Origin of the sequence: Saccharothrix sp., from assembly GCF_031180885.1 — a bacterium.
Taxonomy (GTDB): domain Bacteria; phylum Actinomycetota; class Actinomycetes; order Mycobacteriales; family Pseudonocardiaceae; genus Actinosynnema.
Map to the genome: position 1 here is coordinate 277,422 of NZ_JAPSLK010000004.1, position 13,129 is coordinate 290,550.

10 protein-coding genes and 1 pseudogene are annotated in these 13,129 nt (G+C 72.0%); all 11 read left to right on the forward strand.

Annotated elements, in window-relative coordinates:
• The first annotated feature begins 56 nt into the window (after positions 1-56).
• Positions 57-1,505 (forward strand): hypothetical protein, encoded by a 1,449-nt coding sequence (locus RIN75_RS09520; protein WP_309111452.1) that lies wholly within the window; start codon positions 57-59, stop codon positions 1,503-1,505.
• 815 nt (positions 1,506-2,320) lie between these two features.
• Positions 2,321-2,740, forward strand: coding sequence for a helix-turn-helix transcriptional regulator (locus tag RIN75_RS09525; protein ID WP_309111454.1), 420 nt, complete (start codon positions 2,321-2,323; stop codon positions 2,738-2,740).
• A gap of 210 nt (positions 2,741-2,950) precedes the next feature.
• Complete coding sequence (locus tag RIN75_RS09530; protein ID WP_309111455.1) at positions 2,951-4,555, forward strand: aldehyde dehydrogenase; 1,605 nt, start codon at positions 2,951-2,953, stop codon at positions 4,553-4,555.
• Positions 4,552-5,682 carry an acyl-CoA dehydrogenase family protein gene (locus RIN75_RS09535; protein WP_309111456.1) on the forward strand — a complete coding sequence of 377 codons (1,131 nt, stop codon included), beginning with the start codon at positions 4,552-4,554 and terminating at the stop codon, positions 5,680-5,682. Before RIN75_RS09530 ends, RIN75_RS09535 begins: the two co-directional genes overlap by 4 nt.
• A gap of 33 nt (positions 5,683-5,715) precedes the next feature.
• The gene (locus RIN75_RS09540) at positions 5,716-6,996 is read left to right on the forward strand and encodes an aminotransferase class III-fold pyridoxal phosphate-dependent enzyme (protein WP_309111457.1); all 1,281 of its coding nucleotides are present in this window, start codon (positions 5,716-5,718) and stop codon (positions 6,994-6,996) included.
• Position 6,997: 1 nt separating this feature from the next.
• Positions 6,998-7,486 (forward strand): SRPBCC family protein, encoded by a 489-nt coding sequence (locus RIN75_RS09545; protein ID WP_309111458.1) that lies wholly within the window; start codon positions 6,998-7,000, stop codon positions 7,484-7,486.
• 26 nt (positions 7,487-7,512) lie between these two features.
• Positions 7,513-8,439, forward strand: coding sequence for a hypothetical protein (locus tag RIN75_RS09550; protein WP_309111459.1), 927 nt, complete (start codon positions 7,513-7,515; stop codon positions 8,437-8,439).
• Between the two features lie 31 nt (positions 8,440-8,470).
• The gene (locus RIN75_RS09555) at positions 8,471-9,820 is read left to right on the forward strand and encodes a hypothetical protein (protein ID WP_309111460.1); all 1,350 of its coding nucleotides are present in this window, start codon (positions 8,471-8,473) and stop codon (positions 9,818-9,820) included.
• A gap of 41 nt (positions 9,821-9,861) precedes the next feature.
• On the forward strand, positions 9,862-12,039 hold the full coding sequence (locus tag RIN75_RS09560; protein WP_309111461.1) for an MMPL family transporter: 2,178 nt from the start codon (positions 9,862-9,864) through the stop codon (positions 12,037-12,039).
• A gap of 35 nt (positions 12,040-12,074) precedes the next feature.
• Positions 12,075-12,836, forward strand: a complete 762-nt coding sequence (locus tag RIN75_RS09565) for a hypothetical protein (protein ID WP_309111462.1) — start codon at positions 12,075-12,077, stop codon at positions 12,834-12,836.
• Positions 12,837-12,925: 89 nt separating this feature from the next.
• Positions 12,926-13,129 (forward strand): annotated as a pseudogene (locus RIN75_RS09570) (hypothetical protein); the annotation flags it as partial.

The following is a 13,129-nucleotide window of genomic DNA, read 5'->3' on the forward strand; positions in this document are numbered from 1 at the left end:
CGCGCTGTGCTGCCGGCGGGGACTGGTCCCAGCGCTGCTCACCTACCCTCCACCACGTGATCGGGTTTCCTCGTCGTGCGGCCTTGTCGGTGCTCGTCGCGGCCTTGTTGGCGGGTTGCTCGGGCGGGGACGGGCAACCTCCGCCGGCGCCGTGGCCGCCCGATTTCGGCCTGCGCCCCGTCACCATGCCCTACGGGGACGGAATCGCTTACGTCCAAGAGGAAACGAGCGCCCAACTGTTGTGCCAGGCGCTGGATCCCGCGCGGTGGCGGGACGTGGTGGGCGCGCCGGTGAGCCGGACGGTCCAGAACTCGCTCTACAGCTCGCAATGCGTCCTCGACAACGCCGCGCTGGCGATGGAGGTGAGCACCGAACGGTTCCCGCTGGAGGAGATCGGTCCTCGGCTGGAGACCGTCCACGGCCGTCCGGCGCGCATCGGCGCCGACAGCGAGACGTCCATGCACGGGGCGGTCGAGTTGCTTCCGGCAGCGGACCCCGAGTCGCGTGAAGGGATGAACCTCTACGTCCGAGCCGTCGCCAAGCAGGGCGCCGCGCCCGGACTGCCCGGCGTGGTCCGCAGGACGCTCGACGCCCTGGTCCCCGCGATCCTCACGGACAAGCCGAAAACGCCCGGCCGGCCGGTGACGTTCGAACACACCGAACCGGTAGAGGGTGTCGCGCTGCTCGACCTGCCCACTCCGGTGCAGGCACGGGTGCTGTGTTCGGCACTGCACGACGAGTCCGGGACCGGGCCGACCGCCCACGAGACCCGCCTCGGCGTGACCAGCGACTGCCTGGTGGTGAAGTCCGGTGAGACGCGTCAGGCCCGACTCGACATCGAGTACGAGCTTCGGGACAGCATGGGCGGCGAGTTCACGATCGCCGGGCTCCCGGCGCGCGTGAACGACGACGAGGCGCGCATCGTCCTGCGCACGGTGCCGGGAGAACCCTCCGGCACCATCTACCACGTGCTCGTGCTGTGGCGGCAGGGGCTTGGTGTGGCCGCGCTGCGCGACTGGGCCGGCGCCGTCGCGTCGCTGTTGCGGATCGGTCCGGAGACCCCGGTCCCGGCCGGGACCGATCGGCCGAAACGGCCCACCGCGTTCGCGTGCGGCCCCCGCTTCGACACCGACCCGGCCCTGCTGAAGCCGGGGCCGGTCATCCCGGTCGACGGCGGGGAGTTCGTCCTCGCGACGTCGCCGTCCGGGGAGATCGTCACGTGCGACACCGGCAACGGCTCGTCCGGCGCGAACGGCCCGTACCAGTTCCCGCCCGGCGTCAAGACCTCGCCCGCCGCGAGGCAGGGCGTCTCGAACAAGCCGGGCCACCTCGGCTGGGGCTGGGCCGCGCCCGACGTGGCCAAGGTCGAGATCGTGCTGTCCGACGGCCAGGTCGTCCCGGCTCAGGTGGTGGGTGGCGCGTACGCCTACTACACCCCGAACTTGGACTTCATGGCGGAAGCGACCGTGCGCGCGTATGACGCGGCCGGCAACCGGATCGGTTGACCTGGCAGCCATTCGCCGAGCGCTCGACGACGCGGGGCGCGCGGAGCTGTCGGCGTCCTGGGTGAAGTGGGAGTACGTCTCGTCGCGGATCGACCCGAAGATCGGTGACCGCCCGCGACCCGCCGACCGCGGCGGGGAAGCGGATGCGGCCGAGAGCGGCCGGTCGGCTGTGATCTGGGTCTCACCGGCGGCTGGCGTGTATCAGGAGCCGCACAACGCGCTCCGCTGCCAGTGTGCGCGATTCCTGGTGAGGCGGCATGGCGATCGGCGTCCGGTTCGACCTTCCGGCGTCCGTTCGAGCGCCGCGGTGCGGATTCCCGAAGGTGTCCGACGAGCGGGCGAGCGGTGTCGTCCGCGGGGCGTCCGCGCGTGGTGCGGCCTACCCGGCGATCCGGATGGTCCATGTGGACGATCTTGGGCAATGGCGGTCAAGTGGCCGCCGACCCACCGGGGTGAGCCTGGTCGACGCGATCCGCCGGCACTTCGTTGACGACCGGGGAGGCGTCGTCAAAGATGCACAAACGGATGACCCGGCGGTGCCGCGAAAAGTGGTGCGACCATCGCGTCGGTGGTCGTCTCAGTCGGTTCGACTTGGGGGGTGGATGTCCGCACGGCGTCCCGTGCTGTCCGCACGAACGGCAGCGCGGCCGCCATTGTCCGGTCCACGTCGGACCGGGCGGCGCGGGAAGTGGAAATTGTCCCTCATCGCCTGAAGGTTCGCAGGCAGCCGTCCAGGAATCCGCTTACCCCGAATGGAGGCAGGCGGGTGTTCCGCAACCTCTCCGCCGCGTGTTGCTGAAGATGGAAGGCCTGACGTGAGTAACGAATTGCACTACGCCGAGTCCGGCGCCGTGTCGGTCTCGGTGCTGCCGTTCCGACCCCGGTCCGCCGGGCGGGGGGTGATCTCCACCCTGCCCTCCGAGTCGGGCCTGGCGGGCGACCGCACGACCTGGCGCACGCTGCTGGACCGGGTCGACCTGCTGTCCGTGCGCGAGCGGGAGGTGCTCCTGCTGCTCGGGGCGGGCGCCTCCAACCGCACGATCGCGAGCCGGTTGAACGTCGCCGAGCGCACGGTGAAGGCCCATGTCGCCCAGGTGATGGCCAAGCTGGTCGTGGAGTCGCGACTGCAGGCCGGACTCGTCTCGCTGGTGTTCCAGTGGACCCGCGACGGGTCCGCGCCGGCCGGTCCGCACATTCCCGGCGAGTCGCCGACCGGGCGCGGAGAGCCCGCCTGAGCGGTGGCGTTAATTGTTTCCCGAGTAGGTTGGACCCTCGTTGCAATGTCGCACCGGGGGTTCGCCGCGGACCGCTCCCGCGCGGTGGCGGCGCATTGCGAAACCGCGGTCACCTGTATTGGACCAAAGTTCCATTGATCCGGCGCCGGTCGACCGGCAGGCTGGTTTCACGTTTGTGGAGTGGCGCGACCGGATGGGGGTCTCTTCGTCATGCGTTCCTACGGGTCCTATATCGCCGGTTCAGATGTTCCCTCCGAATCCTGGGTCTACACCGTCAGGGCGTCCGCGCTCTTGGCCGACTTCATGCCGAACCTCAAGGTGAAGCGGGAACTCGAACGGGGCAAGCGCGACGACGGGGATTCGCTGCCCGACGTCGTGGCCCGCTGCGCGTTGACGAGCGAGGACCACCTGCGGGAAGCCCTCGAGCGCGCCCGGGAGGCGGCTCCCGCGTGGGGCGCGTTCCCGTTGGAGACCCGCATGCGGCTCGCGGAGCGCGTGCACGAAGAGGTGTTGCGGCGGCGCGAGGAGTTCGTCGACGTCCTGGTCGCCGAGGGGCACCCGCGCCGGTTGGCGGAGTGGGAGATCGCCGGCGTCCTCCAGGGCACCGCGCCCGAGACGCTGCGCCTGTGGCGCAGGCAGATGCGCGAGGAGCACCGGATCGGCCCGCGCACGCTCGTGCTGGTGCGCAAGCCCGACGGCGTCGTGGTGCTCAGCCCGCCGCAGAACGCCGCCGCGTCCAACTCCGTCCTCGGCGTCCCGGCGCTGGTCGCGGGCAACGCGCTGGTGGTCAAGGCGCCGCGCAGCTCGCCCTACGGCGTGATGTTCGTGTGGCGCGAGATCGTCGCGCCCATCCTGGAGGAGGTGGGCGCGCCGGCCGGCACGCTCAGCCTGGTCTGCGGCCAGCCCAACAAGATCATGAACCAGTGGCTGGAGAGCCCGCTGGTCGACGACATCTTCTTCTTCGGCGGCAGCGAGCGCGGCATCCAGATCGGCCGGGAGGCGGTGGCGCGCGGCAAGAAGCCCGTGCTGGAGCTGGCCGGCAACGACGGCTGCGTCGTGTGGAAGGACGCCGACCTGGACCTGGCCGCGGAGGCGCTGACCGAGAGCTTCTTCGGCTCCGGCCAGATCTGCATGGTGCCCAAGTACGCGGTGGTGCACCCCGACGTGGCCGACCGGCTGCTGGAGCGGCTGGCGAGCCTGGCCGCGAAGATCCGCCCCGGCTACCCGGAGGACCCGGAGGTGCTGCTGTCGCCGGTGATGCGCACCGACGACTACTTCAACCACCTCAACGAGGCGACCGCGGCGGGCGCGCGGGTGATGACCGGCGGGCACCGCGTCGAGCTGGACGGCACGGTGTCGGACACCGGGCCGTTCATCGCGCCGACCGTGCTGCGCGTCGACGGCCTCGATGGGGCGCGGGAGCTGTCGGCGGTGCGCGAGGAGACGTTCTTCCCGCTGCTGCCCGTGGTCGTGCCCGCCGCGGACGACGGCACGCTGCTCGACCAGGTCATCGCGTTCCTCAACGGCAACCGGTACGGCCTGCGCAACTCCCTGTGGACGACCGACCCGGAGGTGATCGAGGCGGTGGCGACCAGGGTGACCAACGGCGGCCTGCTCAAGGTCAACGACTCGCACATCGGTTTCGTGCCGTGCCTGTCGACGCACGGCGGCACCGGCCTGACCGGCGGGCCGTTCGGCGAGCTGAACTACCCGCTGCTGCGCACGTCGCACCTGCAGGGGATCAGCATCGCCGAGGGCGTCCAGCCCCGCACCGCGGTGTTCGAGTCCGCGGCGTCGGCGGAGGTCGTGCGATGAGGCTGCTGTCGAGGGAGCGCGAGGCGTGCGAACGCCACCTGCCCGGCCTGGACGGCAAGCTCGCGTCCATCCCGTTGATGGAGCTGGAGTCGCCGGACAGCCCGGGGATCGGCCTGTACCGGTCCGCGGGCGGGGCGGGGCTGCTCATCCCCACCGTGCACGGCGGCGGCGGGGCGTCCGCGGTGGACGCCGTCCGGGTCACCCGCGCCGTGGCCGCGCGCTCGCCGTCGCTGGCGGTCGCCACGACCATGCACCAGTTCTCGGTGGCGAGCCTGGTCGCGCTGGCCGAGTCCAGCACCGGCCTGGAGTGGATGCTGCTCGACGGGGTCGCCCGCGACCAGCGGCTCATGGCGTCCGGCTTCGCCGAGGGCCGCACGGGAAGCGGCATCCTGACGCCGACCATGAAGGGCGTCTGGGACGGCGCGAACTGGCGGGTCAGCGGGCGCAAGCAGCCGTGCAGCCTGTCCCGCTCGATGGACCTGCTCACCGCGAGCGTCGCGCTGGAGCACCCGGAGCAGGGCACCCGGACGGGCATCGCGCTGATCCCGGCCGCCGCGCCGGGCATCTCCGTCACGCCGTTCTGGGGCTCCCCGGTGCTGGCGGGCGCGGAGTCCGACAGCGTCGTCCTGGCGGACGTGGAGGTCCACCCGGACCTCATCGTCGAGCTGACCACCGGCCTGGACGGCGAGCTGGACGACCTGCAGACGCTCGGCTTCGTCTGGTTCGAGCTGCTCGTGACGGCCTGCTACCTCGGCGTCGCGATGAACCTGGTGGAGCGGGTCCTGACCGCCGGGCGCGGTCCGGCGCACGAACGGCTCGGCCTCGGCATGGCGGTCGAGGGCGCGGCCCTGGCGCTCGACGGCGCGGCCCGCAACCTCGACGAGGGCGACGGCGGCAACGACGGCCTGGCCCGCGCCCTGATCACCCGGTTCACCGTCGCCGACACCGTCCGCGCCACCACCGCCAAGGCGGTGGAACTGCTGGGCGGCATGGCGTTCGCGGGCTCGCCCGAGGTCGGCTACCTGGCGGCCGCGTCCCACGCCATCGGCTTCCACCCACCGTCCCGGCACAGCTCGGCGGACGCCCTCCTCGGGTGGTTCTCCGGGCGTCCCGTCGTCATCGACTGACCGCGCCCACCCGGGACACCCCGAGGAGAACACGTGACAACGACAGTCGGGCAGGCGCTCGACCACCGGGAAGTGCTCGACCTCTACCGCCGCCACCTCTCCCGCGGCCGCGCCAAGATCTCCGAGGTCTTCGGCACGCGGATGGAGGTGGCCTCGCGGGGCGCGTGGATCGAGACCTCCGACGGCGGGCGCTACCTCAACGCCGGCGGCTACGGCGTCCTCATCCACGGCGCCCGCCACCCGCACGTGGAAGCGGCCGTGATCCGCCAGATCAGGACCAACCCCGTCGCGAGCCGCATCCTGCTGGAGCCGGAGGCGGCGCGGGCCGCGGCGGCGCTCGGCCGGGTCGTGCCGGACGGCCTCGCGCACGTGCACTTCGCCGGCTCCGGCGCCGAGGCCACCGAGGCGGCCATCAAGCTCGCCCGCACGCTGGGCCACACCCGCCTGGTGTCCACCACCGGCGGGTACCACGGCAAGACGCTCGGCGCGCTCTCCGTCACCGCCAACGGCCTGTACCAGGACCCGTTCCGCCCGCTGCTGCCCGAGGTGAGCCACGTGCCGTTCGGCGACGCCGACGCGCTCGCCGCCGAGCTGGCCACCGGTCCGCGGGCGTGCGTGGTGCTGGAGCCGATCCAGGGCGAGGGCGGCGTGGTCATCCCGCCCGAGGGCTACCTGCGCGACGTCCGGGCGATCTGCGACCAGCACGGCGCGCTGATGGTCCTCGACGAGATCCAGACCGGCATGGGCCGGCTCGGCACGTGGTGGGGCGCGGACCGGGAGGGCGTCACCCCGGACGTCATGCTGGTGGGCAAGGGCCTGTCCGGCGGGATCGTCCCGGTGTCCGCGATGGTCGCGACGCCCGCCGTGTTCAAGGCGTTCGCCAAGGACCCGTTCATCCACACCTCGACGTTCTCCGGCGCGCCGATCGCGATGGCCGCCGCCCGCGCCGCCGTGGAGGCCGTCGAGCAGGACGGCCTCGTCGCCCGCGCGGCCGTGCTCGGCGAGACCCTGCTGACCGGGATGCGGGAGGTCGTCGACCGGCGCTGCCCGCAGCTCGTGCGGGAGGTCCGCGGCGTCGGCCTGCTCATCGGCGTCGACATGGCGGGCCCCGGCCTGGCCGGGGCGCTGCTGGCCGAGCTGGTCGACCGCCACCTGATCGTGAACTACTCGCTCAACGCCGGGGCCGTGCTCCGGTTCACGCCGCCGGCCGTGCTGACCGACGACGACGTCGACTTCCTGCTCTCCGCGTTCGACGGCGCCTGTGCCGAGCTCTCGGCGCGCTACCCGACCGCCGATTCGACAGGAGCCAGCTGAAGTGCGCCACGTAGAGGTCCACGCGTTCATCCGGGGTGTCGACGCCGGGACGGTCTTCGACACCCTCGCCGACTTCCGCCACTACGCCGAGCTGGTGGACATCGTCCGCTCGGTCGAGATGGAGACCGCGCCCGACGGCACCACCGTCAGCCACTGGGTGGTCGAGTTCCGCAACGGCCTGCTCCGGTGGACCGAGGAGGACTGGTTCCGCCGCGACGAACTGCGGCTGGACTTCGACCAGACCGACGGGGACTTCGACGAGTTCTCCGGCGGCTGGGTGCTCGAACCCACGCCCGAAGGCGTCCGGACCGCGTTCATCACCGACTTCGACTTCGGCGTGCCCTCGCTGGCGAGCATCGTCGAACCGGTCGCCGAGCGCGTGCTGAGCGACGTCATCCAGCTGATCCTGATCGGCCTGTTCGGCGACGCCGCCGAGTTCCCGGCGGGAGCCGTCGTCCCCGAGCGCCAAGCCGCCGCCGTCAGCGCCTGATCGACCAACCGCAGGAGGAGAAGACCATGGGCAACGCCCGCAGCGCCCTGTACCGGGCCCACGCCGCCGCGAACACCGTGCCGGAGGGCAGGCTGCTCACCGACCTCGCGCCGAAGCAGCTGCTCCGCGCCACCCAGATCGCCCTCGCCAAGTCCACCCTGTCGCGCAAGCGGCTGCCGGTGAAGCTCGACCTGGACGAGTACCGCTCCGCCGAGTTCCACTACGACACCGACTCCGCGGAGCGCTGGCAGAAGCTGCTGGAGGACGTGCCGCTCAACAGCGACGGCGTCCGGTGGATCCACGAGGACGACGCCGTGCTGTTCTACGGCATCCGCCACGTCGAGATGGACTACGACGAGTTCGTGTCCCGGGTCGACATCAGCCGCGTCGGCGACGCGTTCCGCGACGTGCTGGGCATCAACACCCAGGTGCTGCGGCGGGACTCGGCGGGCCGCCCGACGCTGCAGGTCGAGCGGATCGCCGCGCTGGCGCAGCCGAACTACACGGCGTTCCTCGGCAAGGACGAGCTGGACGTCTACAAGCTCGAGCACATGACCTACGAGCAGGACGAGGTCCGCAACTGGATGCGGACCGTGTGCAGCCCCAACGCCTCCACCTCCGCGGACGACGGCTACCTCGGGTTCCGCCGCGCCGCGGGCGGCGGCACGGACATCGTGTTCGTGGCCCGCCAGGCGTTCCCCAGGCCCCGGATCATGGTCGCGCTGCGGCTGGACCGCTGGGTGTGGCTGCGCACCAAGCTCACCGAGGCCGCGTACATGGACTTCTGGAACGACACCGTCGACAACATCATCGCCCGCTACGAGGGCCAGGACATCGGCATCGGCCGCCCCAACCGCGGCAAGGGGTCCGCCAAGCGCGTCGTGGCCGCGGCGGGCCTCGTCGGCGCCGCCCTCTACGCGCACAACCGCCGCCGGGCCGCGAAGCGCCGCTAGCGACCCACCGGTGAGGAAGGGAGGAGGTCTGATGGAGTACCCGTACGCGTTCCACATCGCCCTCGACGGCAACGGCCTCAACGGGCTGGAGGGACGGGCCGGTGTCTGCATCTTCCGGTACGACCCGCGGACGGGCCGGTACGCCTACGACGTCGAGTACTACGACGGGATGGCGGGCGGCCACGCGGTCAGCGTGAGCCCGGACCGGCGGGTCGGCTTCCTCGGCAGCACCGGCCAGCACCTGATGTTCTACGACGCGGCGAACGGCGAGGAGATCCAGCGGATCTCCACGCTGCGGTTCGAGCCGACCGACTCGTCGATCAAGGGCAGCACGCACGTCGCGTGGATCAACGACACGCAGGCCGTCGCCGCGATGGGCGACGGCCTGTGGTTGACCGACCTGCAGCGGCTGGACAAGGCCGAGCGGCTGGGCGACCACGGCGTGAAGCTGCCCCACGCGATGAAGACCACGGCGTCGGGGCGCTACCTGGTCTACGGCGGCATGGACCACCCGGGGCGCGGCGAGGCGTGCGAGGTCGGCATCTTCGACCTGCACACCCGCACCGCGCGCCGGGTGGCGCTGCCCGCGACCTGCTGGCACGTCGTGGCGCACCCGGTGGAGGACCGCTTCTACGCCCTGTCGTTCCGGGTCAACCCGCAGGACGGCCGGGACTGGCACGAGTGGAGCATCGCCCAGTTCAAGGAGTACGCGTTCGAGATCGACGCGGAGACCGGCCAGGTGCTGCGGCACTGGTCCGCCGGGCACGACACGCCCGCGCACATCAACTCCGACGTGTGCATCTCCGACCGCGAGCTGATCTACTGCAACGGGGCCAGCGGGACGATCGTGATGATCGACCTGGCGAGCTTCACGACGTTCCGGGTGCTCGACGAGCGGCCGAGCCTGCGCGCCCAGCTCAGGGCCGGCCGCCAGGTCGCGCGCACGCTGCTGGACACGTTCAGCCGCGGGTCGGCCGTCACCCAGGGACACCACTACCTGCGGGCGCTGCGGGTGGCCCGGGGCGCGATGGTCGACTCGGTGTACGCCTGCCAGCTCTCCGCCGACCAGTCGCTGCTGTTCACCGCGAACCGCGGGCTGAACCAGATCACCGTCTACGACTACCCGGAGAACACGGTCCGGCTCCGGGTGCGGATGCCGGAGCTGCAGGAGTTCGACGGCGGTCTGCGGTGGTGGAGCGATCCCCGGCTCGGCTTCCACCACAGCACCCTCATCAGCCCGCCGAGGGTCGCGGTGGACCCCCGTGATCGGGCACTGTCGACCACGCGGCCGCCGGTGGCGACGCCGGAGCAGACCCCGGCGAAGCCCCCGCGCGCGCCGCGGCAACCGCGGGCCAGGCAGCGGCCCGGCGCGCCGCGCTAGCGGCCGGCCCACCTCCAGCGACCCACCAGGAGCCCACCCCGATGGACCGCCTCACCGACTTCCTCTTCCGCAACAGCAAACCCGTGCTGGCCGCCTGGGTGCTGCTGGCCGTCGTCGGCGGCTTCTTCGCCCTCGGGCTGGAGGGCCGCGCGGTGCCCGGCGGCGAGGCGTCGGAGTCGAGCCAAGCCGAGGCGGTCGCGCGGGAGTTGAGCGCCAACGGCGTGCCGTCGCTGTTCGTCGTCGTCACGGGCCGGGCGGCGGGCGGCGACGCGGACGGGCGGCGGGCGCTGGAGCCGATCACCGCGGCCATCGCGGGCACGGAAGGGGTCCGCGAGGTCCAGCCGCTGCCGCTGCCCCCGCCCGACCCCGGTTCCGGGCCGATCGTGGTCCTCGGGGTCTCCGCCACGGGCGGCGTCGACGGCTCCATCGACGTGGCGAACAAGCTGCTCGACGACGAGGACCGGCTGACCGCCGAGGGCAGCGAGGTGTTCCTCGGCGGTTACGGCGCCCACCGGGAGGAGCTGGTCCAGCTCTCCCGCAGCGACCTGCTGCGGGCCGAGCAGGTGGGCCTGCCCATCGTCCTGGTGGTCCTGCTGCTCACCTTCGGCGCGCTGTGGGCGACCGTCGTCCCGCTCGTCATCGGCCTGTCCGCGCTGGTCGGCGGCCTGGGCGCGGCGGGCGCGCTGGCGTACGGCATCCCGTTCTCGGAGTACGTGACGAACGCGGCGTCCATGGTCGGCCTCGCGCTCGCCGTCGACTACGCGATGTTCCTGGTCCAGCGGGTGCGCGAGTCGCTGCTGCGCGGGATGGGCGTGGACGACTCGGTCCGGCACGCCATGCGCACCACCGGCACGGCCATCGCGTGGTCGGGGATCACCGTCGTGGTCGCCGAGGCGACCATGTTCCTGGTCGACTCGCGCGCCATCCGCACCGCCGGGCTCGGCATGATCCTGGTGACGGTGGCGGCGATCGTGGCCGCGCTCGTCGGGGCGCCGATCGTGCTGCGGATGCTGGGCCTGCGCATCCTGCGCAAGAAGGACCGGCAGCGGCTCCTCGCCGCGGGCGGCGCGGTGGTGGTGGACGCCGAGGTGTCCGGTTTCTGGGCGCGCTGGGGCAAGCGGGTGACCGACCGGCCCGGCCGCTGGCTGGTCGGCGCGACCGTGCTGATGGCGTTGTTCTGCGTGCCCGCGCTGGACCTCGCCGACCGGGTGGACCTGCCGTCGGCGAGCGCGATGCCGTCCGACTCGCAGGTGCGGCAGGCCACCGAGGCCGCCGCGGCCGCCTACGGGCCGGGGGTGATCTCGCCCGTCGAGGTCGTCGTGCGGGCGACCGCGGACACCGCCCGGACGCAGGCCGAACGCGTGGCGCGGGTGGTGTCCGGCGATCCGGAGGTGCGTGCGGCGACACCCGTGCCGCTGGACCGGCCGGACGTCTACCGGGTCAGCGTCGCGACGGTGCACAGCCCGTCCGACGACCGCACCCACGACCTGGTGCGCAGCCTGCGGGACGGCGACCTGCGCGGGCAGCTCGACGGCGTGGTGTACGAGGTGGGCGGCGAGACCGCCATGCGCATCGACGCCACCGACGCCCTGTTCGCGAGCCTGCCGCTGATGCTGGCCGTGCTGCTCGGCCTGGTGCTGCTCCTGCTCGTGGTGGCGATGCGGTCGATCGTGCTGCCGATCAAGGCCGTGCTGCTCGTGGTGGTGTCGCTGGGCGCGAGCACCGGCGGCCTGCTGCTGCTGTCCACCACCGAGGTGGGCGCGGCGCTGATCGGCTGGTCGGACCCCGCCGACCTGCACCCGATCGTGCCGATCACGATCGTCGCCATCGTCATCGCGCTGTCGACCGACTACGAGGTCATCCTGATCTCCCGCATCGCCGAGCTGTTCCGGGGCAGCGGGGACAACACCGGGTCGATCATCGACGGCGTGGCGCGCACCGGGCGGGTGATCAGCAGCGCCGCGGCGATCATGATCGCGGTGTTCTTCGGGTTCGCGCTGTCGGACGTGACGCCGCTCAAGCAGCTCGGCGTGGGTCTCGCGTTCGCCGTGCTGATCGACGCCACGGTGGTCCGCGGCGTGCTGGTGCCCGCGAGCATGCAGCTCATGGGTCGCTGGAACTGGTGGTTCCCGTCCTCCACCCGGCGGCCGGCCCCGGGGCGGGAGCGCCGACCCGAGGTCGTGAGCGGGCGCGCGCCGTCGTCCGACCACCCGGCCTGACCCCTACCCGTACTCGACGAAAGGTTCCGCCGACCGTGCCCCCAATCCTCTCGGCCGTCGCCCGCGCGACGCGGATCGTCTTCGCCAAGCCCACGGTGGACCGGGTGGAGCCGTCCTTCGACATCGACCTGGGCCTCTACCACGAGGCCGACTACGAGAAGATCATCCCGCAGTTGGAGGACGTGGAGCGGCAGCTCGCGGCGGTGCCGCTCGACCGCCGGGGCATGCGCTGGGTGCACCTGGCCGACACCGTGCTGTTCTACGGCGAGCGGACGTTCGACGTGCCGTTCGACGACTTCGTGTCCAGAGTGGACATCAGCCACATCGGGGAGTTCTACCGCGACTCGCTCGGCGTCACGACGCGGGTGGTGAAGCGCGACGAGCAGGACCGGTCCGTGCACCAGGGCGTGCGCGTCGTCGCCCTGCCCCAGCCGAACTACGCGGCGTACTTCGGCAAGGACAACCTCGACGTCTACAAGCTGGAGAAGGTCGAGTACGGGCCGGACGAGCAGCGGGTGTGGATGCTGACCGTGCACAGCCCGAACGGCTCGGCCGTGTGCGACGACGGGTACACGTCGTTCCGGCGCACCCCGGACGGCCAGGGCACGGTCGCGGCCTTCCTGGCGTGCCAGAACTTCCCGATCCCGCCGCTGATGGCACTGACCCGCATGGACCGGTGGACCTGGTTCAAGACCGCGGTCACCGAGAGCGCCTACCGGCGTTTCTTCAACACCATGATGGACAGCCTGCTGGCCCGCTACCACGGCAACGACTTCCGCGTGGGGCGCGTGCGGTAGGAACACCGGGCAGTCAGGCGCGGCTCCAACCGGTTGTCGTGGCCGACGCCACCTCCGTGGTGTCCCATATCGGGGATAGCATCCCGGATATGGGACACCAGGATGTGCTGCCGGGAACGCCGGCCGTGCTCGCGTTGACGATCGAACCCGACGACCTCACCCGCCGGCCGGTCCGGGACCTGATCGCCGAGCACCTCGCCGACATGTACGCGACCTCGCCCGCCGAGAGCGTGCACGCACTCGACCACGCCGGACTGCGCGAGGACGGGGTGTCGTTCTGGACGTCGTGGAGC

Excerpts from the sequence above, each read along its gene's own strand:
- RIN75_RS09530 (WP_309111455.1), top strand. The coding sequence starts at position 2,951 with ATGCGTTCCTACGGGTCCTATATCGCCGGTTCAGATGTTCCCTCCGAA.
- RIN75_RS09535 (WP_309111456.1), top strand. The coding sequence starts at position 4,552 with ATGAGGCTGCTGTCGAGGGAGCGCGAGGCGTGCGAACGCCACCTGCCC.
- RIN75_RS09550 (WP_309111459.1), top strand. The coding sequence starts at position 7,513 with ATGGGCAACGCCCGCAGCGCCCTGTACCGGGCCCACGCCGCCGCGAAC.
- RIN75_RS09555 (WP_309111460.1), top strand. The coding sequence starts at position 8,471 with ATGGAGTACCCGTACGCGTTCCACATCGCCCTCGACGGCAACGGCCTC.
- RIN75_RS09560 (WP_309111461.1), top strand. The coding sequence starts at position 9,862 with ATGGACCGCCTCACCGACTTCCTCTTCCGCAACAGCAAACCCGTGCTG.